Here is a 22,973-nt window from a genome sequence, read left to right as displayed (position 1 = left end):
GACCCCGGAAGGAGACCTCGACATGACCATCAGCGTCTCGAATCAGAAACCGGCTGTGCTCGACCCGGTGCACACCATCTCGTGCGGCGGCGATTTCGATCCCATGCCGGCCGTCCAGCGGACCGTCGTGGCGCCTCTGCTGGAGCCGCTCAGTCCCCATGCTCCGGCAGTTGTCACCGATGCCTCAGGCGCCGACCTGACTGCCGATGTTCCGAAACTCATCATGAGCTGCCTCAGCGACACCGTGAACACCGGCGCCGAGAAAACCGTCAAGGAACTGCTCGGCCAGACCATGGTCAACTACGACCAGGCCACGCCGCTCCCCGTAGGCGAGCTTTTCGCGGTCCAGGCCGGGCAGGCGAACAAAATGCCGCCGCCGTCGGCCCGCGTGCTCTACACCGCGCAGAGCGACGTCATTCCGGCGGCAAAAGCCTTGCTCGCCGGCTCTGCCGACGACGGCGCGTTCTTCGCGTCGGTCGCCTACGCGTTTCATCCGGACACGCTGGGATTCTGGTTCCAGACTTCGGCGGCCTTCGACACCTTCAAGGTGTGGCTGAGCCAGCAGACGCAGACCGTGGCCGGCGCAGGTGTCGTGCCCGGGAACACCGTCAGGCTGCTGACCGATTTCGCACAGTCCTCGCTGGCGGGTCTGACCGAGTCGTTCCTGCTGCGCAAGCACGACGCAGACGGCAATGACGAGTTCTCCTTCGCTCGCATGGTCATCCACCTGCTCATGACCTACGTCGAGCAGCAGCACAGGCAAGCCCGGGCCGGCGGCACGGCCGCTGATGTCGGCGTCATGCCCTTCACTCTCGGCGAACTGTTCTGTCCCCGCTCCCTGGTTCTGGTCAACGTCGAGGCCCATGCTCGTGCCACGGCGCCGAAGGTGGCGGGGGAGTGGAACCTCATCAACCAATCTCTGGCCTCGCCGGTGAAAGTGGTGTCGCACGCGTCCCTGTCGAAACTGACGAGCCTGCCGCGTGCGGCGGCCAGGGCTGCCGCCCTGAGCATGAAACAGCAGCCCGGAATGCCGGGCATGCGCTCTGCCCAGGTGAAGTTCCGCAAACAGCCCCCGAGCAAGATCGATCTGTTCAAGGACATCACCCGGGTTTTGCGGAGCCTCGGCAAGGTGCACAGTTCGCAGAACGTCCTGCGCACGCAGAAGCCGACGTTTCTCAAGGCCAGCCGCCGCGATCCGGACGATTTCAACAAGCCGGGTCGGATCGCCTCGGTGAAGTACATGCCGGACCTGCACGTGTACATCGACACCTCCGGCTCGATCTCCGAGGAGAACTACCAGGAGGCCGTGCTGATGCTCATCGAAATCGCCAAGAGGCTCAACGTCAACCTGTACTTCAACTCGTTCAGCCACATCCTGTCCCAGGAGACGTTGTTGAAGGTGGAGAACAAGTCGACGATCCAGATCTGGCGGGAATTCCGGCGGGTTCCCAAGGTCACGGGTGGCACCGCGTTCAAACAGGTCTGGGATCACATCAACGAATCCCAAGCACGCAAGCGGCGGCTCTCGTTGATGATCACGGATTTCGAGTGGGCTCCGCCCTCGGCCCGCGTGGACCACCCGCCCCGTCTCTATTACGCGCCGTGCTCAGGGATGGACTGGTCGGCGATGGTCTACCACGCCACGAAATATGCCGACGGGATGCGCCACATCGACCCCAGCATCCGGCAGAAGTTGCTGGGCCTGGTCGTCTGACCAGGTCCTTGCACGGGGACCGCGGCACAGAGCTGCCGGCCAGCTCCTCCCGACGGCAGCTCCGTGCCGCGGTGGCTCCTTTCCCTGTCTCTCCCACCTGCATTGCCCGTGCCGGGCCGCTCTCGCCCGCAGTGCCGCCCCGGCGACCCACACCGAACGGAGGACGCCGCAATGGGCCTCAACAACTTCACGTCCGGATCCGACGACGACCAGAACAACGGGGGCCTCCCGCCGACGGGGCCTTCGACGGGGCCGAGCCAGCCGGCCAGCGGGTCCGACAAGGACGACGCGACCGCGATGCTCGTCGACCTCAACGAGAAATGCGCGAACGACGAGCCCACCATGTTCCGCGAGGCGCTGATCGAACAGCTCCTGTCCGTTCTGATCAGCAAGAACAAGCCGAACGTGCTGCTCACCGGACCGGCTGGCGTCGGCAAAACCAAGATCGTCGAGGACATCGCCCGACGCATCCGCCTCGACGACCCGCTTATTCCCGATCTGCTGAAGAACCACACGGTCTACGAGCTGCCGATCTCGGGCCTTGTCGCCGGATCGAGCTTGGTCGGAGCGATCGAGCAGCGTGTCAACGCCATCGTCGATTTTGCCTCGGACCCGAAGAACAAGGCGATCCTGTTCATCGACGAAGTCCACCAGATCGTCGGAGGCTCCGCCAGCCACAGCGACGTGACCGGCCGGAAGATCTCGCAGATCCTCAAACCGGCGCTCGCCCGCGGCGACATGTCCGTCATCGGAGCCACGACCTCGGCCGAGTCCAGGGCTTTCGACGAGGACCCGGCCTTCGCGCGGCGCTTCACCCCGCTCACCGTCGAGGAGCTCACGCTCGAACAGACGAGGTCCGTCCTTGCCTCCGCGCGCTCCGGCCTGGTGAGCCACTACCGCCATCAGATCGGGGTCTCCGACGACGTCCTCGCCGATACCGTCGCTATCGCCGAAGCGAACTCCCGAGCCGCACAACACCGCCCGGACAGCGCCATCACCCTGCTCGACCGGGCGATGGCCGACCGCGTCCTGGAACAGAAGCGGCTCGTCGCCGAGGCGGAACACGCGGGCAACACAGCGCTTGTCCAGGCGCTGCGCTCGATCCCGCAAGTGCCGCTGACCAAGACCCGTGTGCTCGACGTGGCGAAACGGCTGATGACCGGCAATGCTCGACGCCCCGACTTCGACGTGACGACGCTGCGCACGACGCTCACCAGCCGCTTGCTCGGCCAGGACGACGTACTCGCCACGCTCACCGACCGTCTTGCCCGCGCGGAACTCGACCTGTTCCCGACGAAGACGCCGACAGCCTGGATGTTCGCCGGAGCCTCGGGAGTCGGCAAGACGGAGACCGCGAAGATCATCGCCGAACAGACGACCGGAGTCCCGCCGATCATCCTCAACATGTCCGAGTACCACACCCAGTCGTCCACGGCGAAGATCGTCGGTGCGCCTCCCGGCTACATCGGATCCGACTCCAACCAGGAACTCCCGTTCGACACGCTCGAAGCGGATCCCTACCGGGTGATCTTGCTCGACGAGTTCGAGAAGGCCGACAGGGCTGTGCAACGGCTGTTCCTGTCCGCATTCGACGAGGGCTACATCCGTAGCTCTCGCGGCAAGCTGCTCGACTTCTCGAAAGCGCTGGTCATCTGCACGACCAACGCGGCGCGCGAGACTCTGGGCACAGGCGGCATCGGTTTCGCACCCGTCAGGACGACGGTGTCGCGCCAAAGCCTCACCCGGGCGTTGACCGGTTTCTTCGAACCGGAGCTGCTCGGCCGGTTCACATTGGTCGTGGGGTTCGACCCGATCGACGAAGCAGCCTACCGGCGCATCGTGGAAGCGGGGTACGAGCGCGAGCGGGAGCGCCTCGTCGGCGTCCAGCCGCGTCTGGACGCGATCCTGCCCCCGTCGATGCCCCGCTCGGAGCTCAGTGGCCTCGCCGCAGCCACTTACGTGGACTCCCAGGGCGCACGCCCGGCCGCAAAAGCCGTGCGAACGTGGATCGAGGACCGGGTTCTGGCGGCAAACGCCGCCGTCGCGGCCCCGGTGACAACGCCGGCAGAGGAGGACAGCGCGTCAGTCGCCGTCTGAGAACCCCGTCCACGAGCACGGAAGCGCGCGCCCGCGCGCGAAGAAGAGTGCCGCGTCCGCGCCCCGGGACCAATGGTGCGCATTCCTTGCAGATGCCAGCCGTACCGTGTGCCGCGCCGGTTCCAGCACCGAAATCCGGCGACCGCGATAACTCGCTTTCGATCCAGGCAAACGACAAGGTGCGGTCGCAGTGTCTGCCGTTCAGGACGAATCTCGACGCCCGTTGCCACAATGCTGCGGCGGTCGCGGACAAGGCCCCGTGCTCGGCCTGTTCGGCGCCGACCAGGGCGGCGCTCCTGTCGATGCCGGCCCTCGGAACTTTGCGCTCGGCGATCTCCCGTGCCGTTCGCCCGGGCGATGACCCGGCGCGCTCCGACCACCGCGTGCTTGGGCAGCGCGCGGTGTCCGGGCCCGTGGCGATGCCCTGGGCCTGGAGCCGGGGCCTCACGGCCCCGACGGGTGGGTTGAGAGGCGCGCGGGAGGGCCCGTTACGCGACAAGCCCTCCCGCGCCGCCCATGCGTCCGTCTGCTCGGCAGCGGCGTTTCAGCGGCGAGTTCGCGTCGCTCTCGACCAATCCATCTGCCCGATCGAGGAAAGACGACGCCATGCCCATTCAGCTCGATGACATCGACTTCTCGGCAGCCGCAGCGGTCCAGAAAACTGTCGACCCGAAGTTCTTCTCGGCCAAATTGACGGGGTCCGGACATAAAAGGGGCTTGCTCAACGAGAATCTGCTGCCGAAGAACACCGTCACCAACACCGCGTACGCCAAGGTTCTCGACATCGAGGTCAAGCAGACTTCGACGCAGCACGACGTCACCACGTCCTGCGTGCCGCTCGCTCCGATTACGCGCAGGGCGCTGCTGTCGGTGCTCCCCAACGGCTCGTTCGCGATGCCGATCGCGCACCGCGACGACAGGTTCGCCGTCGACGCCGCGTCGATCGGTCCGAACGACTGGAACGTGGCCTTCGACATGACCCCGCAAGCGCTCGTGCTCTACGAGAACAAGTCGGGGGACAGAGTCTCGCGGGATCTGGTGATCCAGTACCGGATGGACCTGTTCTTCTGCAGCAAAAACGTTTCCGAACCCGAATTCGCGACGGCGGTTTCGCGCTCGGTCCATCCTGGATTCCTCGACGCCTTCGTCATCCAGGACTGGAGCACGAGCCCGATGGAAGACGCGGTGCACTTCATGAAGAACATGCTGCTCGCCGCCGGCCTGACCGCGTACAACCTCCACGACGAACTCGACGAGTGGATGCGCGGATACCCGATCTACGAGCGCATCAGCCGCCTGGCGCAAATGTGGAATTCCGAGGACATCGCCGACGAGATCTGCCGCTACGTCGTCGGCATGCCCGCCAGCCCCAGCGACGCCGAACTCAACGCGCTGGCCACGCAACTGCGCTCCCTGGAGAACTACCCTGTCCCGCTGGAGGCCTACCGCCGGATCCACCGGCAGATCTACCGGACCTTCCCGGCGGACTCCGCGACGAAGCTGTCGAAGCAGAACCTCAGCCTGCTGATGAACCACACGCTCGACCATCTCGAGCAGATGAAGCCGCAGCTGGTCGCGCCCGTGCAACCGGCCGCTCCGCCGGCGCTGCCAGGCCAGCTGTCCCCCCAGCAGCACAGCGCGGTGACCACGCACGAACCCCTGGTGATGACCCAGGCGGGCGCGGGCACCGGCAAGTCGACGGTGATCCTCGCGCGCATCGACTATCTCATCGGCTGCGGGGTGTCGCCCGGCGACATCACCGTCCTGTCGTTCACCAACGCCGCCGCCGACAACATCAGCGCGAAGAACCCGCACGTCGGTTCCATGACCATCGCGAAGATGCTCATCGACATCTACGCGCTCAATCACCCGACGCACAAGGTGTCGGCGATCGACACGATCATCAACTCGATCGACATCTTCTATCCCAACAGCCAGTTCGCCGCCGATTTCCGCTCACGGCTGCTCGCGGTGGACCACAACAAGCAGCCCTCGGCGTTCACCGCCCTGAACGCCTTCGTCGAGAAGAACTTCGACCAGGTCATCGCGCTGCTCGACCGGATCGAGCAGACCTCGCTCGAACTGCAGATCATCATCTGCTATCAGCGCATCGACACGATGGCCGAACCCGCCCACGTCCAGTCCAAGTACCTCATCATCGACGAGGTGCAGGACAACTCGGTGTTCGAGTTCATCTACGTGCTGAAGTACGTCACCAAGCACGCTCAGAGCCTGTTCATCGTCGGCGACGCGTCGCAGACGCTCTACGAGTTCCGCTCCGCGAACCCGCGGGCCCTCAACACCCTGGAAAGCTCGGGCGTCTTCGCGACGTTCAAGCTCACGACCAACTACCGGAGCAACCAGGAGATCCTGGACTTCGCGAACGTCGTGCTCGGAGGTCTGGAGACCAACCAGTTCGCCAACATCCGGCTGCGCGCCGACTCGCTGGCCGTGCCGACGGAGAAATCCTTCCGCGAGAAGGTGACCCTGAACCACTACGCGGTCGACAAGGTCACCGGCTTCGTCTCGCAGGACCTCGAGCCGATCATGCGCAACACCGTGATTCCGGGCTACGTCCAGGCCTGCCTCGACCGCGGCGAGCAAGTGGCTTTCCTCGCCTACGCCCGCCGGGAGGTCGCGCTGATGCAGCAGGCGCTGGAAAAGGCTTATCCCGGCAAGCGCGTCGCCACGCTGGTCAGCGACCGTGTCTACGCCACGGACATCTTCTCCAAATACATCAAGCTGTACTGGAACGACGTTCTGCAGGTGCCGCCGCGCAACGCTTCGTTCGTGGTGTCGGAGGGCATCAAGAACAACCTGGACAAGCTCACGAAGAACTCGGGCAAAACCCAGGTCGCCGATGCGGTGATGCGCACCGTCGGGGAGTGGTGGAGCGAGAACAACGCCGCCGTCACCGGCTGGGTCGCACTGTGCGACCAGGGAACCCTGGCGCACGCCGAGTTCTTCGACCGGCTCCGGGACAGCCTCCTGCTCTTCGAGATCCGTCGGAACCAGCAGAAACTGAATGTGAACAAGCAGAAGAACCAGGAGCGCAAACGGCAGAACCTCGAGTCCAAGGCCGACCTCGTCGTCACGACGATCCACGGAGCCAAGGGCCTCGAGTTCGACAACGCCGTGGTGCTGTACAAAGACGAGCCCCAGATGAGCCAGGACTTCCGGAGGATGTTCTATGTGGCCTTCACCAGGGCCATGAACAGCCAGTACGTTCTGTCCTACGGCACAGCCAGGAACCCGCCGATGCAGAGCGCCTACGAGCAGATCGCCGACGTTCTCGCCAAGCGCGACAAGCGCGCCGCACTGCGCGCCCAGGGCATCGACCCGGATCTCCTGGCAGAGGACGACGGCGAAACGGAAGACGGGACCTCCGGCGACACCGGACGAGTTCCCCGAGTCGCTTGACCGGCCCGCCGCACCGGCTCCGACGCCCGGCAGGGCAGGAAAGCCAGCTGAGCCGGTGCGGGACGCTGCTGGCCCCACCGGACCAGCGCCACAGGCGACCGGCATACGGCTGCCGCTCATGCATCGTGGCTCGGTCCACGGCCGCCGCCGGGCGGCATCACCGATCCTGACCAGTTCCCCGACGTCCGCGGGACGCGACGCGCTGCGCCCCGCGCCGAGACATCGCGCGCGGGGCATCGGGCCGTGGCGCTGGCCCATCCCGAGGACTAGGAAAGGGGACCGCCATGACCGCCTTCGTCGCTCCGACTGCCGGAAACCCGGCCGAAGAGTGGCGGGCCGTTCCGTCGGCGCCGGCGCTGGAGGTCTCCGACCTCGGCCGGGCCCGCGCGGTCGCGACAGGAACGATCATTACGCCCAACGTCGTGACGAACGTGCAGCGGACACGCCCGCGGCTGGTGATCCGTTACCACCGGCGCCCGATCACGCTGACCCGGCGATTGGCGAGACTGGTGTGCGAGGCATTCCACGGAGAACCGCCGACGCCGGTCCACGTCGCCATGATCGTGGACGGCGACAGCTTGAATTGCCAGGCCGACAATGTGCGGTGGGCGACGCGCGCGGAGGTCGCGCAGGCGACGGTCGCCCGGGGACGCCACGTCAGCGGCCAGCATGTTGTGGCCGTACGCCGCCGCCAGGCGGCGGTATCCGCGCCTGAGCGGCAGTCAGGCCGGGCACAGGACGGCGGGCCACTGTCGTAACCGCATCATGCGGATCGGACCGCGCTTGCCGCCGCAGCCACGCCCGCCACCGGAGGCTCGCACTCCGGTGGCGGGCGTCGCAGCCCTCGCGTCGCAGCCCTCGCGTCGCTGCCGTGCGCCGATGGCCCACACCCGCAACTTGCCGATCGTGCCCGATTGCCGGGCTCGCTCCGGCCGAGGCTGACGAACTTTCAGCCCGAACACGCCCCGATCTTCGAGGAGGCGCACCATGCCCTCGCACGACGAACTGCACGCCCTTCTGTTCCTCCAGCGTGCCGCCGAGCCGCCCGCACCCGCCGTTCACGAGTTCGTCGCCCTTCACGGACTCGTCGACGCGGCCGCGCTGATCCGGCGCGGCGCGGCCCCTCCTGCCGTGCTCGGCGAAATCACGGAACCCGATGCTCGCATCGACGACGACCTGCGAGCCCTGGACAGCGGCACGGCGCGCCTGGTCACACCCGAAGACCCACACTGGCCGCTCGACCGCCTCTCCGATCTGGCCGCTCTCGGCGTCCCGCTCGCGCTCTGGGTGCGAGGCAGCGGTCCGCTGGCGCAACTCGCCGGGCCCGCTGTGACCGTCACCGGATCGCGCGCATCGACGGCATACGGCGACACCGTCGCCACAGACCTCGCCTGCCAGCTCGCCCGGGACGGAGCGACGGTCCTCACCGGCGGCGGCTTCGGCGTGGACGAGGCAGCACACCGCGGCGCCCTGCTCGGCGACGGCCCGACGGTCGCCGTGCTCGCCACCGGAGTCGACGTGGCCTACCCGCACCAGCACTCCCCGCTTTTCCGAACCGTGATCGAAGAGGGCGGCCTGCTGGTCAGCGAGTACCCGACCGGCACAGTGCCAGCCCTCACCCGGTTCCACGCACGGTGCCGACTGCTGGCCGCTCTCGCCTCGGCGACCGTGCTCGTCGAAGCCTCGCACCGCAGCGGAGCCCTCGCCGTCGCGCGAACCGCCCGCGGACTCGGCCGCCGGGTCTACGGCGTGCCGGGGTCGATCCACTCCTCGGCGTCGGCGGGCGTCCACGAACTGCTGCGCACCGGCGTCGCCACGATCGCCAGCTCCGCCGAGCACATCGACTATCGGGACGAGCGCGGTGACTTCTGAGGACAGTCCGCTGACGCGTGCTCCGGTCACCGAGGCCACCGCATGATTTCCGGCACAGACATGCCCGCCGGGATTCCGCCCGGCTCATCCCGCCTGTGGTGTTGCCGCAGCCCGCGCATCACACGCCACGCCTAGGCAGCAGTTCTGTCCGCAAAGGCGCTGATATCCGGTCGTGCGCAACCGGATGCTCGACCGCCGGTCCGAGATCTCCACGCGAGACCGCTGCATTCGTCCGCGTTCCGAGTCGCGTCCGTGAGCCGACATCCCCGTTCAGACAGGAGACAAGACCATGGCCGGTACGCTCGTTCCCCCGATTCCGCTGTCGCTCCAACACCTCCCGACCGTAGGCGGTCTGGTCGTGCCCCGGATCACTCCCCGCACGGCCGACGGCCGGTATTTGCTCGGATCCGTCGACCGTGCACTGGCAGCGCGCGCCGTGCGAGGCCGACTGTGCGGCGTATGCGACGAGCCCCTGGAAGACCGGTGCGTGCTGATGATGCGGCTGTCCGACCTCCCCTACCAGCGCACGAACGAACCGGCGCTGCACCCCTGGTGCGCCGCCTACACCATCACGTCGTGTCCCATGATCGGCGGACGCCTGAATCACTACCGTTCGACCTTGCCTCGCATCGACGCGGACATGAGGCACGCACCCGACGCCGCGGCGCGTTCCGGCGGGCCTGCCGAGGCGTGGTTCGCCGTCTGGGTCGCCGACTATCACGTCGTGGTTGACCACGGCAACGAGGTGGCGTCCTACGCCGGGACGAAACCGCTGCGGATCCGGCCCATCACCTGGCGTCTTCCCGGAATTTTCTGACCCCAGCGATCGACAGGGGAACGAACCGCCGACAACAACCTTGCCGCGGCAAGCTCAGGCTCCGGGCAAGGAACGCCGCATCGGCTGGTCGCTGGCCCGGCTGGAACACCGCGCGGAGATCGCCGCTGTTGTCGTGCGCCCACTGGAGCGACGCGGCGTAGAAGGAGGGGCCTGGCCGGAACCCGTCGTGGCGGCGGAGAACTCGCATTCTACGGAGCCGCTGACGACGTCGACCCCAACCGGCTCGTGCCCGGAGTACGAGCCCGCCGCTACACCGAGGCTGCCCCGGGAGATCGCCTCGACGTGATCGCGCCCTGTTGCGGGCGGATCGCTCGGCTACGCGGCGACTGGTGCCGCGTCGACCATCTCGTCGTGTGCACCGCCTGCGCGCTGACCTATGACGTCACCATCATCGACGAGAACGACGGAGGCTTCGGCGCGCTGTTCGTCGTCCGCGATCAACAGCCGGTCCTCCTGCGCCGTCGCAGCACCGGCTGGCTCGCCCGCCAGCACCCCGGTGAGCTCCATGCGTTCGCGTCCGAGAGCGACCGGACTGACAGACGGCGTGGAGACAGAGGACCTCACACCAGCGAGGTCCTCTGAGCCATCGCCGGCTCAGCCGTGTCCGAAGCCCGGACGGGTGCGATCGGCTGTCACGCCCCTGCCGTGCCCGGTGACTGATTCCGCGCCCGTGCCCACACCGCGGGTGCCCCAACCCCGCGGCCCGACCCACCCGGAGGCCCACGTGAACTACGACAATGAACAGCCTGGCCCCGCGACGTGCTCTGGAGGATCCCGCGGCGGGCCGAGCAGTTCGGACCCGTCGCGAGACGAACTCCCTTCGGCTCCGGCAGCAACTCAGAAGGTCCGCCTGCACGCCCCGGGAGACCTGCTTGCCGCGTTGCCCTTCCTGGTCGGATTCCGGCCCGACAATTCCCTGGTGCTGATCGGACATCAGCCGCCAGGCACCAGGATCGGACTCCTGCTGCGGACCGATCTGCCCGCTCCCGGGGTCAGCGCGCTCTCGGTCGACACGCTCGTGCGGCGTTTCGCGGACCACCCCCACACCGGTGTCACGGTCGCAGTCATCGGCGGCCCACCCCGCCATGGGCGGCCGCCGCACTGTGAGTTGGTCCGCCGCCTGGAACGCGCACTGTCCAATCAGGACCTGCGCATGATGCACGCATTGTGGACGCCGGAGATCACCGCTGGCGCGCGCTGGGCGTGCTACCAAAGCCATGGATGCGAGGGGACTCTGCCGGACCCGCGCAACACCGTCCTCGCTGCCGTGACCGCGAGGACCGGAAACGTCGCCTTCGGCAGCAGGTCCGAGATGCAACAGCTGCTCGAACCGGCGTCCCCGACCGTCCTCGCGCGCCGTGCCGCGGAACTGGCAACGTCCTCGATCTCACCCCAGGACCCGGCTGATGCGATCGCGGCCTGCGGTTCTCAGATCCGCGCGGCACTGCGGCAATACAGGACGACGGGCAGTCTCGCCGACGACCAGATCGTCGGGTGCGCCCGAGTGCTCGCAGACCCCCGCGTTCGTGACGCGTGCATGGCCCTCGCAATACCCGCGGACACAGCACTGGCCCGTGACACCGAGCAGTTGTGGCTCATGCTCGTTCGCGGATGTCAATGGCCAGTTCGTTCTCCCCGTAGGCGGCCAGATGTTGTCCCCGCTGGCGGCCAGTTGGATTTCCCCAACGACGGCCAGATAAGTCCCCGCCTGGTGGATCGGATGGTCAGTGCAGCGGTCTCACCCCCTGTCCGGAAGTGGCCTGGGCGAGCCGGAAGCTGTCACCTTGTGTGACAACAACGTGCGCGTGGTGCAGGAGCCGGTCGACCGTGGCGGTGGCGAGGGTTTTCGGCATGATCTCGTCGAATCCGGAGGGGTGCAGGTTTGAGCTCACGGCCAGCGCGCGGCGTTCGTAGGCGGCGTCGACCAGCCGGTAGAACCCTTCCGCTGCGTCGGGGCTGACCGGCAGCAGGCCGATGTCGTCGATGATGATCAGGTCTGTGCGGATCAGCCGGGCCAGGGCGCGGGTGATGGAGTCGTCGACCCGGTGCCGTCGGACCAGGGCGCCGAGGTCCTCGATGGTGAACCAGGCGACGGTCAGCCCGGCTTCGATCGCGGCTTGCCCGAGGGCTTCGCAGAAGTGTGATTTGCCGGTCCCGGACGGGCCGCAGATGCAGAGGTTCTCCTTGTTCCGCACCCATTCCAGTGTCTTCAGCGAGTCCTGCGTCGGCCGCGCGATGGACGAGGCCTGCTCGTCCCAGTCGCCGAAGGTCTTGCCCGCGGGAAACGCGGCGCGTTTGCGGCGGGTCCGCAGGTTCGCCGCGTCCCGGCCGGCGGCCTCTTCCGCGAGCAGCACCCGCACGACCTCGGCCGGGTCCCAGCGTTGCGCCTTCGCGGTCGGGATCAGGTCCGTCAACGCGCGGCGCAGGTGCGGCAGCTTCAGCCGTTTCGTCAGCGCGACGGCTTCGGCGAGAGGGTCGCCGGCGGAGCCGGCGATGCGGAGTCCAGAGGTCATCAGTGATCGCTTTCAGGGTCGTTCTCGCTGGTCGCGAGGCCGCGGACGGGGAGGCCGAAGTTGGACCAGGCGGAGGTGCCTGGCTGCAGGCTGTGGTCCTCGCTGGCCCGTGAGGGTTCGGCGGTGTCGCGGCCGGTGTGATGGGTCAGGATGCGGATCAGGTCGTTCTCGGCGAACCGGCCGGCGATCGCCGCGATCCCGAGCGCCTGGTCGACCTCGGCGGCCGGGTGCAGCTTGGCCAGGGTGACCGCTTCGGCCATCTTCGGGCGGATCCGGCGGACGCCGGTGGCCGCGGCCTCGGTCAACCAGGCTGCGGCGCCGCTGCCCAGCGCGAGGAACGCTGCTTCCTCCGGTGAGGCGGCCCGCGGCGCGCGGTCGCCGTGGTGATCGGGCCGCGGCGGGTAGTGCTCTTCCTGGATCGATGGGTTTCCCGGTGTCGAGCGGGCATGCCGGGCGACCTCGGACGGGCCGTTCTCGTCGATCGCCGTCACGATCAGGTCGTCGCCGTGGAAGCGGACCCAGACCCGGGTGTCGACCAGCGGGTGAGGCACCGAATACCGAACCCCATCGACCGAGACGGTGCCGTCCCAGTTGACCCGCCGGGTGGTGCCGAACGCGACGGTGAAAGGCTTGCGGGTCAAGGGATGCAGCCGGGTTTGTTCCTCCGCGAGTGCCTCGACCGGACGTCGGTGGGTCTCGCGATGCGGCCGGTCGTTGACCTGCTCGCAGAACTCGCGGCAGGCCGTCTCCAAGTCCCCGAAACTGCGGCAGGCATCCAGCAGATTGGTGTCGGTGGGCACCAAATCCGCTTTCGCGATCCGCACCGTCGCCTCCGATCCGCCCTTGGACTGCGGGTCCGCCGGAACACAGGTCCGGATCGTCATCCCGTAGTGCCGGCCGACCTCGACGATGTCGGGGTTGCGGACCGCGATCGACGCGACATGATCCACGGACACTGTCTTTTCGTTGTCTGTCAACGCATACGTCGGAACGCCACCGATCCGCCGCAGCGTGGTGTCCAAACAGGCCACGATCGTCGGGAGTGTCTTGTCCATCACCGGGATCACCACCCGGAACCGGGACCATGCCAGCCACGCGCACCACAGCTGCGTCTGCCGACCAGCGATTTTCGGGCCGTGGCCCCAATCCCACTGCAACCACAGGCCCGGTTCCACGACCCACGGACGGAACACCCGCCGCTGCCCAGCCCGCAGCCGCTGCTTCACCTGCGCCACGACACGGCGAGTGGTGCGTTCACCACCGGTGAAACCCATCGCCGTGATCCGCCGATGCACCACATCCGCGCGGACCTTCCCGTTCGACCGCACCACCAGCTCCTCGATCTTGGGCAGGTACTCGTCGATCGGGCGAACCCGGTGCTCCCGCGCGACCGGCGGCTCGCCGGCCGCCCGCAGGGCCACATACCGCGCGACCGTGTGGTGGTCACACCCGACCAGTTCGGCCGCCGCGCGGTAACTCCCCGTGAGGTCATACGCCTCGAGGATCTCCATAATCTCCCTGCTGCTCTTCACATCGCGCAGCCTCACCGCACGACATCCCGGACTGTCTACCGGGGAGATATCTGGCCATCCACGGGGAACCCGGTGGCCATCAGCGGGGCCTTATCTGGCCGCCTATGGGGAGTATTCACTGGCCGCTGACACGCGGATTGCCCGAGCCGCAACGGGCCGACGCAGCCTGCCTGCTGGGATTCGCGGCCTACATGCGCGGCGACGGACCGTTCGCCGGCATAGCGCTGGACAATGCGCTCGAGGCGAATCCACGCCACGTCCTGTCCCGGCTCATCGAACGCGCTGTCCGACAGGGTCTCCCGCCCGAAGCGCTCGCTCGGCTCGTGCATCGCGACGCTGCCGCCGATCTCCGCCTCGGAGAAGAACGGGTCGGCGGTGCTCTCACCGCCGAGCCCTGACCTCGAGTCGGCGGTGCCGTCCGCGTCGGACACGACAACACCGCCAGCATGCCGGACCACCACCGGGCCAGACGCCCTTCGCGATCCGCCGCATTGCAGAGGGGGGCAGAACGAAGTGCGCCCCGTTCGTTCGACGCCGGCCAACCTCGTTCTGTTCAGCCAATCCGCCCCGGAACACGTTCAAGCCAGTGTTTTTCTCAGAAGAAGGTCGGCGGACGCCGCGAAGGGTTTCGACTATGGGACACACGTCATTCGCGGGAGCGCCGCGGGTCCTTTTGCTCGGCGACGCGCTGCGCCGAGCCCGGCTCGCCAGGGCCGTCGGACTGCGCGAGCTGGCCCGCCTGATCCACGTCCACCCGGCATTCCTGCAGAACTGGGAAGCCGGAGCGCGGGTGCCGCATCCCGAGGATGTAGGAATGATCTTGGGCGGTCTCGGCGTCGGCCGCATCGAGCGCGACCGCATCATGGCCTTGGCGCTCAGCGCCGGCGCACGTGACTGGGTCATCGCCGAACCCGCGCACAGCCGCCAGGTCTCGGACGCCGTCGCTGCTCACGACCGCGCCGCCCGCTCCTGGTCGGCCTGGGACCCGGAGCTGATCCCCGACATCCTGCAGATTCCCGACTATGTCCGAGCCACGCTGACGAACCCGCCGCCGAGCCCCGCCGAACTGACCGAGCACTCTGCGGAGCTGGCGGCACGTCGTGAACGCCTGCAGGCCGCCGCGGACGCCGATCCGGCAACACACGTCACGGTGTTCGTCGGGCAGGCCGCGCTGGAGCGCCCTTTCCACGACAACGACATGATGTTTCGCCAGCTGCGGTTTCTGCACGACGCACGACCGCCGTACCTGCCGGCTGTCGTCCGCGTGGTCCCGCGCGACGACGCGCCGGGCACAGACGTCGGCGGGGCTTTCACGCGCTTCGCCATGCCGAACGGCGATGCCATCGTCCACTGTGCACATCTCGGCGCGAGTTCCTTCGTCCTCGACGATGCCCAGCATTATCGGCGCACCCTGCGGAAATTGGACGCCTGCGCGATGTCTCCCGGTCAATCGCTGGCCTACATCTGGGGCCGAGCCGCCGGTCTGGTGCCAACGTCGCCAGCGGGAGCACCACGTGACGCGACGAGGTTCCGAGAAAAGGCGCCGGCTCGCACCGGATAGCAGCCGCGCACACGCCAAAACCGTAGGCCGGTCTCCGCCGAGAAGCTCACGGCGGTAGCGAGCCCTGCTCTTCGCGCTCGCCATCAGACGAGCGTCCGACCACTACGGGAACAGGAACGACCATGCCGAAATACCGAATCGTCTCCGAACTCGACCCCGGCGACGCGCATCGCGATCCCCGCGGTAAACGTCTGCGGCTCGACGAAGCGCGGCTCGACAGCGTCGTGGACGCAAACAGCCTCGCCGAGGCAGTTGCCGACGCCCGCGACACCGCACCGCACTGCGATCGACGGATCGTGGCGATCGAGGAAATCCATCCCGGATTCGCCTTCACCGACGAAGACCTCACCAGCGCCCTCACTTCGTCGGCGCTCGACGAACCGCTGGCACCGGCGAGCTTCGACTCCGGCACCGGTCCGATCTACGGCAACCGCCAGGTCAACATCTTCGGCGACGTCGTGGACGCGGTTGCCGAGCGCCTGCGCGAGACCGGGCTCGTACCGGGACTGAGCGTCTCCGCCGTCATGGCCGACTACGCCTGATTTCGGCAAGTCGAATTGGCCCCGGTTCGGCATTCTGATATGGCCCCGGCGGTCGGGTTGCGGGATCGGTCGGCATCTTGATGTGGCCCCACCTGCCCTTGTCGGCGACGGGCCGGCACTCTGATTTGGCCCCGCCTCGTCCGGGTGTCTCTGCTGGTCGCGGACTGGCCCGCTGGTGACGATGACGTGGTGAGCGAGCGTGAGCCTGGCCCGGCGGTGGTGACGTTGGTGTGGGCGCTGGACGAGGTGTTCATCGGGTTCGCGGGCCAGCCGGTCGCGGTGGTCCGCCGCGAGCTGGAGGACGCCTGCGAGACGTGGGACTGCCGGCTGGAGGAGGACGCGTTGGACGTGTTCGCGGCCGAGATCGCCGCCGGTGAGCGGGTCGAGATCGACGCGGGAACGGTCCGCGTCCCGCCGGCCGGGCCGGTCGAGGCGGACTGGCGCGACGCCCCGTTCTGACCGGTGTGGTCAGCTGGCTCGGTTGGTGCGGCGGCGTTTGGTGGTGCGCAGCCGGAACGACTCGCTGCCGGTCTCGATGATGGACGCGTCGAACGTGAGCCGGTCGACGATCGCGGCGCAGAGCCGCGGGTCGGTGAAGGTGCGGGCCCATTCGCTGAACGCGGAGTTGCTCGCGATCGCGATGCTGGAGCGTTCCTCCCGCTCGGTGAAGACCTGGAACAGCAGCTCGGCGCCGCGCCGGTCGAGTTCGAGGTAGCCGAGTTCGTCGAGGCAAAGGAGATCGACGCGGCCGTAGCGGGCGATGGTCTTGGACAGGTGCTTGTCGTCGGCGGCCTCGACGAGTTCGTTGACCAGCGCGGCGGCGGTGACGTAGCGGACCTTGAACCCGGCCTCGGCGGCGGCGGTGCCGAGCCCGATCAGCAGGTGGGACTTGCCGGTGCCGGAGTCCCCGATCAGGCAGACCGGCTGCCCCGCGCGGATCCAGGCTCCCTTGGCGAGGGTGTGCACGAGCGCGGGCGGGACGTTCGGGTTCGCGGCGAAGTCGAAGTCCTCCAACCGTTTCGTGCGCGGGAAGCAGGCTTGTTTGACCAGGCGGGCCTTGCGGCGGACCTCGCGGTCCTCGCACTCGATGAACAGCAGCTCGGACAGGAAGCTCTTGTAGGTGGCCTGCTGCCGGGCCGCGGCGGCGGCCTGGTCGCCGAAGCGGTCGCGGATGGTGGGCAGCCGCAGGATCCGGCAGGCCTGCTCGATGGCGGCGTCGGCGGCTTCCTCGGTGAGCTGGTCCCGGCCGCGGGCAGTGGTGCGGGTCATGACGCGTTCCCCTTCCTGGGAGTGTTGCGCAGCAGCTGGTCGTAGGCGGCGACCGACGGCGCCGGCCGGGAGTCCGGCGGCAGTTCGGGATCGCGGCGGCGTTCGGGCAGGGACACGACCTTGCTGCGGCTGCGCTGCGGCCTCGGCGGCTCGACCGTCGTGGTGTCCCCGGCCGCGGCGGCGTGCTTGCGGGCCTCGATCGCCACCACGTCCGGCGAGACCGACCCGGCCTCCAGCGCGGTGCGGATCCCGGCGATCACGTGCGCATGCCTCATCCGCCGGTGCAGCAGCAGGATTTCGATCAGCAGCCGGGTGCCGGCCTGGTCGCCGTGCTTGGCCCGCGCAGCGGCCCAGAACGCGTCGTGGGCGGCGGTGAACCAGCCCTTCTGCCGCGCGTGGACCAGCGCGGTCGCCCCGCGCAGCGCGCCCGGTTTGCCGGCCAGGACCTCCAGGTAGTGATCGAGCACGAGGTGCTGCCCGCCCTTGGCGGTCACCCGGGGGTGCCGCGCGACCTCGGTGGATCCGTGCAGCACCACCAGTTCCTCCGCGTCGAGCTTGGCCCGGACCGTCTGCCCGATCAGCCGGGCGGGGACCGAGTAGAGCGCTTGGCGGACGGTGATCCTGGCGTAGCGGTCGACCCGCGGTGTCGTGGTCAGCGCGATGTCGAACTCGTCAGTCGGCAACGGCGCCAGCAGCGGCGCCTCGAGAGCGAAGTCCTGCCCGATCGTGGCCGTCCGCTGGTCGATGTGGCGGGCGTCCTCGGCGAGGTCCGCCGCGGCGAGCCGGTCGTTGATGGCGGCCAGCCCCGAGACATCCGGGATCTTCGGGACCGGGACGAACCAGCGTCGCCGGAACCGGCCCCCTTCGCCCTCGACCCCGCCCTTCTCGTGCGCGCCTTCTTTGCCTGGCATGCAATAGAAACTCGTGATCCCGTAAGCAGACTTGAACAACACCCAACGATCCGTCTCCACCCGTGACCGTCCGAAGCAGACCCGACGGACCGCGGAAGACAGGTTGTCGTAACGGATCTCCCCGGCCGGGACACCGCCCAGCTCGGTGAACGCCGCGACATGCCCGGCGAAGAACGCCTCCTGCCCCTGCGACGAGTAGACGCGGTGAATCACCTTGCCGGAGAACGACATCCGCAGCGTGAACAGGAAGCACTTGGTGTCGACGCCGCCGACGTTGACCCAGACCTCGGCGAAGTCGACCTCGGCGTCCTGCCCCGGAAGGTGCGTCTGCGGAACAAACCCGTCCATCACACTCGCCCGATTCCTGGCTTCCAGCACGATCTCCGGCCGCCGCTTCGCGACGTACTTCGAGACCGTGCGATAGGCGATCGTCGCGTCGCGCTCGTCGACCAGCCGCTCCCAGATCCGGTGCGCGGTATGCCGCTGCTTGCGCGGCGCGTCCAGATCCGCCCGCAGCATCCCGTCCATCGCCTCACGCAACGGGCCCGTCACCGGCGACGACCGCGCCGGGGTCTTCCGTGGCGGCGGCACCGCCGACCCCAGGGCCTGGCGCACCGTCCGGCGATGCACCCCGTGCCGCTCAGCCAACGCCCGAACAGACAGACCTTCCACCCGGGCATCCCGCCGGATCAGCGCGAACAACTCCACCCTGGACACCATCCCGGCTCCCACGCGGACGGCCCCTCGCCGGCACTGTCCACCCAGGACCCTCAATTCGACCCACCGACTCGCACGCCACGAGCAGGAATTCCCCCGATCGGTGGGGCCCGCTAACGGTGCCGAACCGGGGCCAAATCACGATGCCACGGCCATACGCCATGGTCGAGATCTTCGACGACTGCCGCGGGATCTATTTGTCCGTCGGCACCGACCTGGCGGAGCTCACGGACAATCGCGACGCCGTCGGCTGGGACGGCGTCCTCGCGATCGGCCGGGCCCTCGTCCGCCTGAGCAACGTCCTGCACTGACCGCTGGGCGGCCCGGCAACCTCCGGGCCGCCTGCAGGAGGCGACCGCAGCGCGGCCGTGAATCTCCGATCCAAGGAGCATGCCTGTGAAAGACAGTCTTCTTCCGGCCTGCCTGGCTATTGCGTTCATCGGGTCGGCGCTGCTGGTCGCGATCCGCAGGCGCGGCCAACGTCGGCGCGATCGGCGACGGTTGTTCTCCTGGCAGGAGAAACGAATCCTGCTCTCCCGCGCGGGGCACCGCTGTGAATACAAACCGTTGCTCTGGTCGCGCTGCCGGGCAACCGTCGGCTTGGAAGCCGATCACGTCGTTCCGTGGAGCAGGGGAGGCCCGACTCAGCTGTGGAACGGCGCGATTCTCTGCCGCCGCCACAACCGTCGCAAGTCCGGTCGGATACCCACGGTGGTCTACCGCTGGCGGCTCGTCCGCCGCCGGAGGAGACGCTGACGGCCACAGTCTGAAACCCGAGACGCATGCCAGTTTTCGCGGGACAGCCCCTCAGCTTCACTTCGCGTCACGACTGACACTGGCCTCTGCGGTGCGCGCCGGGGAAAGCCAACCAAGCGTTGGGCACGCCCAACTCGTCGTCCAGGCCGGCCGTCACCGCCGAGTACACGAACCGGCGAACCTCCCGCATGTCCGCGGTCGCCGCTGTGCTCGCCGACGGCTCCTGGACCAGAACTTCGGCGGAAGGCCGCGCGGCACTCGGCGCCGACGACATCGCAATGAGAGGACAGCCATGGCCACCACCGGCACTACCTGCGAGCACTGGACACGTGACGAGATCAGCGTCGCAGTGAACCGGGCGGCCGACGAGATCGCGGCGCTGGCACCTGAAGACGAGCGGCTTCGCGAGGCTCTCTTGCTCGTGGTGAACACGTCGCTGCATTTCCTCGAACACCCCGAGGCAACCATGCGCGACGCCGACAACGCGGCCTACAGCGAACCGGATGCCGACCTCGCATGGATCCGTCGGTGATCCGTCGCGCTCCATGCGACAAGAACCCCGCCCGAAATGCACAAGGAGACACCGCCGTGAGCACAGACATGTCCATCGTCCTGATCGCCGTCCCGGCACATCGCACCCAACCGCCGGACTACGACAAGGGGCGGCGTCTGGTCGAGAAGATCGACAACGCCGCGCTGTTCGAATTCGACGGCCCCTGCGGCATCGAGAGCGAGATCGGAGCTTTGCTGCCCGAGTTGGACCCGGAGACGGAGGTTTTCGACGAGGCGGGGGAGCTCCGGCTCGACATCGTCCGGCGTGCCGGCCTCGCCGTGATCGACGGGCTCGAGAAGGCCCTCGCTTCTCGCGAGGTCTCTCGAATCACGGTCGGGGGCTTCACGCTCTATGTCTCCGGGGGTCTCACCGAAAGTGACCCGCCCGCGGACGCGGTCGAGCAGATCGAGAGCGCGTCCATGCTGCCAGACTTCGTGCTCAGGGAAATGGGCTTCGTGCCCGATTGCAGCACGCCGCCTCTGCTGGACGACGACGAGGTCCGGCGCCGCACATGCATGCTGGTCGAGCGCCATCAGCAGATGCGCGCAAACTTCGCGACGATCGCTGTCCACCGCATCCAGGACCCCACAGCCCAAGCAGTCTTCACGCAGTTGCGTACCGTCGTCGCCGCTCAGCATCTCCCTGCGGTGGAGAAACTGGCCGAGATCGAGACGATCTTGGGCGGTGCGGCATGAACCGCCCGGTCGCCCGGGTGCGCGGACCGCTCGGGAGCACGGTCGCGCAGGGCAGCCCGCGTCCCAGGAAGCTGGTCGAGAAAGGCAGCGCCGAGGAACGCAAGCTCGCCCGCGCGGAAGTCCGACGCCGCGCCGTCAGCGCTGCCGACCACGCGACGCTGCTCGACATGCTGGGGCTCGAGGAGTGAGCGTGACAGACCGGAGCTCGAAACATCGTCCCGGCCGCGACCCTGGTGCGATCGTCGCCGTCCTTGTCGTCACCGCGGCCGCCCACCCGGCGGTGGCGCGTGCGCTCAACGGGATCGTGAACCAGCAAGAGATCCCTGCGCGCCCTGGGCAGCCGCGCACGTTCAGGGTCGAAGAACGGCGAGCGCGCCGGGGGACTGCTCCTCTCTTCGGTTCGGATCTCACTCGACGCGAACGCGAGGTCCTCGCGCTCGTCGCGGAAGGGCAAACGAATGCCGACATCGGCCGTTCGCTTCACTTGTCAGTCGAAACGATCCGAACGCATGTCAAAAGCATTCTCCGCAAACTCGGCGCTCGCGACCGCACCCATGCCGTCCATCGTGCACACGCCAATGGCTGGTTCGGGAACAACGCAGGCGTATAACGAACTAGACGGGGCGGCGGCCGGCACGGTGCTCCTGCGTTATTCCCGGCAACCCCGCCCTTTGTGCGCATTGAGGGGGACGTCGTGCTGGATGCCTGGGAGAACGGGAACCCGTTTCGAGCGCTGAATACCTCATCCGCATCAGCACGATCCCCGGATGTGTGCACTGCCGCGCGTTGCGGAGAATGCGACGCCCTCGGAGGCGACCGTTGCCGCGGGTCCATGAAGGCGTGAGCCGTCCTGAGGTTGCGCCGATTTCGCTGTTGCCCGGCACTATCGGGTCATGCCGGCAGCGCGCCATGGTGCCCCTGAGCATCGAGAAGGAACAACATGAACGAGCCCCACAACCCTTATGAAGCGACCTATGCGGAGTTTCTGCGCGCGACCGCAGGCCATGAGCTTTCCGTGCTCCTCGACGACGGTGTCTACCGCCATCTCCGGATCGCCAAACCAGGCACGCGTGCGTGGTCCTGGGATATCGTGACGTGGCCCGGCCATCTGGCCACCGCCGGTGACATCGCATCCGGGTACACGTTTACTCGCATGCACGACATGCTCGAGTTCTTCGAGCTCCCCTCCGGGCTTCGGAACAGCTACTCGGACGGTGCCCCGGGCATCGATTTCATCTACTGGGCCGAAAAACTGTGCGGCGGCCGATCGCTCCAGGTCAAGCAGTACGATCCGGACGTCTTCCTGCAGAAGGTCGACGAGTCGCTCGACGAGCACGAGGACTTCTCCGGCGAGGCCATCGCCCAGGTCCGGGAGGGAGATCCGTCTGTGGCGGACCGTCGCGCGGATGCGCGAGCAGCCATTCTCGACGCCGCTCGATTGCACGGCGACTCGGAACACGAGGCGCGCGACTGGCTGCGCGCGCTGCCGCAGGCGGATGTGTTCAGCCAGGACGCGTCGTGGGACTGGGATCTGTCGGTCTACACCCACGGCTTCGTGACCGCGTGCTACTGCATCGCCCTGTCCGTTCAGCTCTATCGCGAGACCCGTGCCCGGGCCTGTGTCCGTGCGGTCCTGGAGTTCGCAGGAGAAGCCATTGCCGACGAAATCAGGACAATCAATCGCGACAGCCCGTATCCGGCGGACGCGGCCGCAGTCGTGCGGGATCGCATCGCGGAGGCCCGTGTCGGCATCAAACTGCTGACTGACGATCCGCCGACGGCAGCGAACGCAACTGGGACCCCGGCCGCCAAACACGCCCGGCAGATTGAGACACGGCCGATCCGGGCTCGGCACGAGAACAGTCCGGTGCTGTAGCGCTCTCCCGGATCACGGCATCGTATTCTTCCCTCGCCGCTCCCGAGAACTTAGTCGCGGCCGCACACCGTCGCGTTGGCTCAGGCCACGTGCAATATCTGCCCTGG

24 protein-coding genes are annotated in these 22,973 nt (G+C 67.8%); 19 read left to right on the top strand and 5 right to left on the bottom strand.

The genetic code is table 11. The annotated features are described in order from the left end of the window. Positions 1 to 22 precede the first annotated feature (22 nt). From ACZ7OI_RS16030 to ACZ7OI_RS16000, 7 genes are all read left to right on the top strand, one after another. Positions 23 to 1,714 (top strand): hypothetical protein, encoded by a 1,692-nt coding sequence (locus ACZ7OI_RS16030; RefSeq protein WP_470264947.1) that lies wholly within the window; start codon positions 23 to 25, stop codon positions 1,712 to 1,714. Positions 1,715 to 1,885: 171 nt separating this feature from the next. Beyond that, positions 1,886 to 3,811, top strand: coding sequence for an AAA family ATPase (locus tag ACZ7OI_RS16025; RefSeq protein ID WP_470264946.1), 1,926 nt, complete (start codon positions 1,886 to 1,888; stop codon positions 3,809 to 3,811). A 606-nt stretch (positions 3,812 to 4,417) separates the two neighbouring features. Further along, a complete protein-coding gene (locus ACZ7OI_RS16020; protein WP_470264945.1) occupies positions 4,418 to 7,231 on the top strand; it encodes a UvrD-helicase domain-containing protein in 2,814 nt (937 codons plus the stop codon). Positions 7,232 to 7,515: 284 nt separating this feature from the next. Beyond that, a complete protein-coding gene (locus ACZ7OI_RS16015; RefSeq protein WP_470264944.1) occupies positions 7,516 to 7,989 on the top strand; it encodes a hypothetical protein in 474 nt (157 codons plus the stop codon). Positions 7,990 to 8,218: 229 nt separating this feature from the next. Then, positions 8,219 to 9,103: a DNA-processing protein DprA gene (locus ACZ7OI_RS16010; protein WP_470264943.1), complete on the top strand. Its 885-nt coding sequence runs from the start codon at positions 8,219 to 8,221 to the stop codon at positions 9,101 to 9,103. A 289-nt stretch (positions 9,104 to 9,392) separates the two neighbouring features. Then, on the top strand, positions 9,393 to 9,920 hold the full coding sequence (locus ACZ7OI_RS16005) for a hypothetical protein (RefSeq protein WP_470264942.1): 528 nt from the start codon (positions 9,393 to 9,395) through the stop codon (positions 9,918 to 9,920). Between the two features lie 40 nt (positions 9,921 to 9,960). Next, positions 9,961 to 10,227 carry a hypothetical protein gene (locus tag ACZ7OI_RS16000; RefSeq protein WP_470264941.1) on the top strand — a complete coding sequence of 89 codons (267 nt, stop codon included), beginning with the start codon at positions 9,961 to 9,963 and terminating at the stop codon, positions 10,225 to 10,227. A gap of 29 nt (positions 10,228 to 10,256) precedes the next feature. On the opposite strand, the gene ACZ7OI_RS15995 is transcribed toward ACZ7OI_RS16000, so the two are convergent. Continuing rightward, positions 10,257 to 10,448 (bottom strand): hypothetical protein, encoded by a 192-nt coding sequence (locus tag ACZ7OI_RS15995; protein WP_470264940.1) that lies wholly within the window; start codon positions 10,446 to 10,448, stop codon positions 10,257 to 10,259. Here ACZ7OI_RS15995 and ACZ7OI_RS15990 point away from each other — a divergent pair. After that, positions 10,447 to 11,733: a DUF4192 domain-containing protein gene (locus ACZ7OI_RS15990; RefSeq protein WP_470264939.1), complete on the top strand. Its 1,287-nt coding sequence runs from the start codon at positions 10,447 to 10,449 to the stop codon at positions 11,731 to 11,733. The genes ACZ7OI_RS15995 and ACZ7OI_RS15990 overlap by 2 nt on opposite strands. Here the strand turns inward: ACZ7OI_RS15990 and istB (ACZ7OI_RS15985) are convergent. Then, positions 11,666 to 12,454 carry an IS21-like element helper ATPase IstB gene (gene istB / locus ACZ7OI_RS15985; RefSeq protein WP_037347384.1) on the bottom strand — a complete coding sequence of 263 codons (789 nt, stop codon included), beginning with the start codon at positions 12,452 to 12,454 and terminating at the stop codon, positions 11,666 to 11,668. The genes ACZ7OI_RS15990 and istB (ACZ7OI_RS15985) overlap by 68 nt on opposite strands. Beyond that, complete coding sequence (istA, locus tag ACZ7OI_RS15980) at positions 12,454 to 13,986, bottom strand: IS21 family transposase (protein WP_470264938.1); 1,533 nt, start codon at positions 13,984 to 13,986, stop codon at positions 12,454 to 12,456. Before istA (ACZ7OI_RS15980) ends, istB (ACZ7OI_RS15985) begins: the two co-directional genes overlap by 1 nt. A gap of 104 nt (positions 13,987 to 14,090) precedes the next feature. On the opposite strand from istA (ACZ7OI_RS15980), the gene ACZ7OI_RS15975 reads away from it, so the two are divergent. The 4 genes from ACZ7OI_RS15975 (at position 14,091) to ACZ7OI_RS15960 (ending at position 16,548) form a co-directional block, all read left to right on the top strand. Continuing rightward, positions 14,091 to 14,384, top strand: a complete 294-nt coding sequence (locus tag ACZ7OI_RS15975; protein ID WP_470264937.1) for a DUF4192 family protein — start codon at positions 14,091 to 14,093, stop codon at positions 14,382 to 14,384. A 236-nt stretch (positions 14,385 to 14,620) separates the two neighbouring features. Then, positions 14,621 to 15,547: a helix-turn-helix domain-containing protein gene (locus tag ACZ7OI_RS15970; protein ID WP_470264936.1), complete on the top strand. Its 927-nt coding sequence runs from the start codon at positions 14,621 to 14,623 to the stop codon at positions 15,545 to 15,547. A 122-nt stretch (positions 15,548 to 15,669) separates the two neighbouring features. Next, entirely contained in the window at positions 15,670 to 16,089 is a 420-nt protein-coding gene (locus ACZ7OI_RS15965) for a hypothetical protein (protein WP_470264935.1), read from the top strand. A 189-nt stretch (positions 16,090 to 16,278) separates the two neighbouring features. Continuing rightward, positions 16,279 to 16,548 (top strand): hypothetical protein, encoded by a 270-nt coding sequence (locus tag ACZ7OI_RS15960; protein ID WP_470264934.1) that lies wholly within the window; start codon positions 16,279 to 16,281, stop codon positions 16,546 to 16,548. 9 nt (positions 16,549 to 16,557) lie between these two features. Here ACZ7OI_RS15960 and istB (ACZ7OI_RS15955) read toward each other — a convergent pair whose 3' ends face one another. Both istB (ACZ7OI_RS15955) and istA (ACZ7OI_RS15950) read right to left on the bottom strand, forming a co-directional pair. Then, positions 16,558 to 17,358: an IS21-like element helper ATPase IstB gene (istB, locus tag ACZ7OI_RS15955; RefSeq protein WP_470264933.1), complete on the bottom strand. Its 801-nt coding sequence runs from the start codon at positions 17,356 to 17,358 to the stop codon at positions 16,558 to 16,560. Then, positions 17,355 to 18,989, bottom strand: coding sequence for an IS21 family transposase (istA, locus tag ACZ7OI_RS15950; RefSeq protein ID WP_470264932.1), 1,635 nt, complete (start codon positions 18,987 to 18,989; stop codon positions 17,355 to 17,357). The genes istB (ACZ7OI_RS15955) and istA (ACZ7OI_RS15950) overlap by 4 nt, the downstream gene beginning before the upstream one ends. Before the next feature lie 140 nt (positions 18,990 to 19,129). On the opposite strand from istA (ACZ7OI_RS15950), the gene ACZ7OI_RS15945 reads away from it, so the two are divergent. The 7 genes from ACZ7OI_RS15945 (at position 19,130) to ACZ7OI_RS15915 (ending at position 22,866) form a co-directional block, all read left to right on the top strand. After that, a complete protein-coding gene (locus ACZ7OI_RS15945) occupies positions 19,130 to 19,297 on the top strand; it encodes a hypothetical protein (protein ID WP_470264931.1) in 168 nt (55 codons plus the stop codon). Positions 19,298 to 19,376: 79 nt separating this feature from the next. Beyond that, positions 19,377 to 19,742: an HNH endonuclease gene (locus tag ACZ7OI_RS15940; protein ID WP_470264930.1), complete on the top strand. Its 366-nt coding sequence runs from the start codon at positions 19,377 to 19,379 to the stop codon at positions 19,740 to 19,742. Between the two features lie 292 nt (positions 19,743 to 20,034). Beyond that, the gene (locus tag ACZ7OI_RS15935) at positions 20,035 to 20,274 is read left to right on the top strand and encodes a hypothetical protein (protein ID WP_470264929.1); all 240 of its coding nucleotides are present in this window, start codon (positions 20,035 to 20,037) and stop codon (positions 20,272 to 20,274) included. A 56-nt stretch (positions 20,275 to 20,330) separates the two neighbouring features. Beyond that, positions 20,331 to 20,990 (top strand): hypothetical protein, encoded by a 660-nt coding sequence (locus tag ACZ7OI_RS15930; protein WP_470264928.1) that lies wholly within the window; start codon positions 20,331 to 20,333, stop codon positions 20,988 to 20,990. Then, a complete protein-coding gene (locus ACZ7OI_RS15925; protein WP_470264927.1) occupies positions 20,987 to 21,178 on the top strand; it encodes a hypothetical protein in 192 nt (63 codons plus the stop codon). Before ACZ7OI_RS15930 ends, ACZ7OI_RS15925 begins: the two co-directional genes overlap by 4 nt. Before the next feature lie 2 nt (positions 21,179 to 21,180). After that, positions 21,181 to 21,600: a response regulator transcription factor gene (locus tag ACZ7OI_RS15920; protein WP_470264926.1), complete on the top strand. Its 420-nt coding sequence runs from the start codon at positions 21,181 to 21,183 to the stop codon at positions 21,598 to 21,600. A gap of 330 nt (positions 21,601 to 21,930) precedes the next feature. Beyond that, entirely contained in the window at positions 21,931 to 22,866 is a 936-nt protein-coding gene (locus ACZ7OI_RS15915; protein ID WP_470264925.1) for a hypothetical protein, read from the top strand. Positions 22,867 to 22,973 lie beyond the last annotated feature (107 nt).

It is taken from the genome of Amycolatopsis sp. NPDC114503, from assembly GCF_055633655.1.
This window is presented reverse-complemented; position numbering and strand designations above follow the sequence as displayed.

Excerpts from the sequence above, each read along its gene's own strand:
- istA (WP_470264932.1), bottom strand. The coding sequence starts at position 18,989 with ATGGTGTCCAGGGTGGAGTTGTTCGCGCTGATCCGGCGGGATGCCCGG.
- ACZ7OI_RS15940 (WP_470264930.1), top strand. The coding sequence starts at position 19,377 with ATGCCTGTGAAAGACAGTCTTCTTCCGGCCTGCCTGGCTATTGCGTTC.
- istB (WP_470264933.1), bottom strand. The coding sequence starts at position 17,358 with ATGACCCGCACCACTGCCCGCGGCCGGGACCAGCTCACCGAGGAAGCC.
- ACZ7OI_RS15975 (WP_470264937.1), top strand. The coding sequence starts at position 14,091 with ATGGGGAGTATTCACTGGCCGCTGACACGCGGATTGCCCGAGCCGCAA.
- istB (WP_037347384.1), bottom strand. The coding sequence starts at position 12,454 with ATGACCTCTGGACTCCGCATCGCCGGCTCCGCCGGCGACCCTCTCGCC.
- ACZ7OI_RS15995 (WP_470264940.1), bottom strand. The coding sequence starts at position 10,448 with ATGGAGCTCACCGGGGTGCTGGCGGGCGAGCCAGCCGGTGCTGCGACG.
- ACZ7OI_RS15990 (WP_470264939.1), top strand. The coding sequence starts at position 10,447 with ATGCGTTCGCGTCCGAGAGCGACCGGACTGACAGACGGCGTGGAGACA.
- ACZ7OI_RS16025 (WP_470264946.1), top strand. The coding sequence starts at position 1,886 with ATGGGCCTCAACAACTTCACGTCCGGATCCGACGACGACCAGAACAAC.
- ACZ7OI_RS16030 (WP_470264947.1), top strand. The coding sequence starts at position 23 with ATGACCATCAGCGTCTCGAATCAGAAACCGGCTGTGCTCGACCCGGTG.
- ACZ7OI_RS16010 (WP_470264943.1), top strand. The coding sequence starts at position 8,219 with ATGCCCTCGCACGACGAACTGCACGCCCTTCTGTTCCTCCAGCGTGCC.
- ACZ7OI_RS16020 (WP_470264945.1), top strand. The coding sequence starts at position 4,418 with ATGCCCATTCAGCTCGATGACATCGACTTCTCGGCAGCCGCAGCGGTC.
- ACZ7OI_RS15935 (WP_470264929.1), top strand. The coding sequence starts at position 20,035 with ATGGCCACCACCGGCACTACCTGCGAGCACTGGACACGTGACGAGATC.
- ACZ7OI_RS15965 (WP_470264935.1), top strand. The coding sequence starts at position 15,670 with ATGCCGAAATACCGAATCGTCTCCGAACTCGACCCCGGCGACGCGCAT.
- ACZ7OI_RS15925 (WP_470264927.1), top strand. The coding sequence starts at position 20,987 with ATGAACCGCCCGGTCGCCCGGGTGCGCGGACCGCTCGGGAGCACGGTC.
- ACZ7OI_RS15970 (WP_470264936.1), top strand. The coding sequence starts at position 14,621 with ATGGGACACACGTCATTCGCGGGAGCGCCGCGGGTCCTTTTGCTCGGC.
- ACZ7OI_RS15915 (WP_470264925.1), top strand. The coding sequence starts at position 21,931 with ATGAACGAGCCCCACAACCCTTATGAAGCGACCTATGCGGAGTTTCTG.
- ACZ7OI_RS15945 (WP_470264931.1), top strand. The coding sequence starts at position 19,130 with ATGCCACGGCCATACGCCATGGTCGAGATCTTCGACGACTGCCGCGGG.
- ACZ7OI_RS16005 (WP_470264942.1), top strand. The coding sequence starts at position 9,393 with ATGGCCGGTACGCTCGTTCCCCCGATTCCGCTGTCGCTCCAACACCTC.
- ACZ7OI_RS16015 (WP_470264944.1), top strand. The coding sequence starts at position 7,516 with ATGACCGCCTTCGTCGCTCCGACTGCCGGAAACCCGGCCGAAGAGTGG.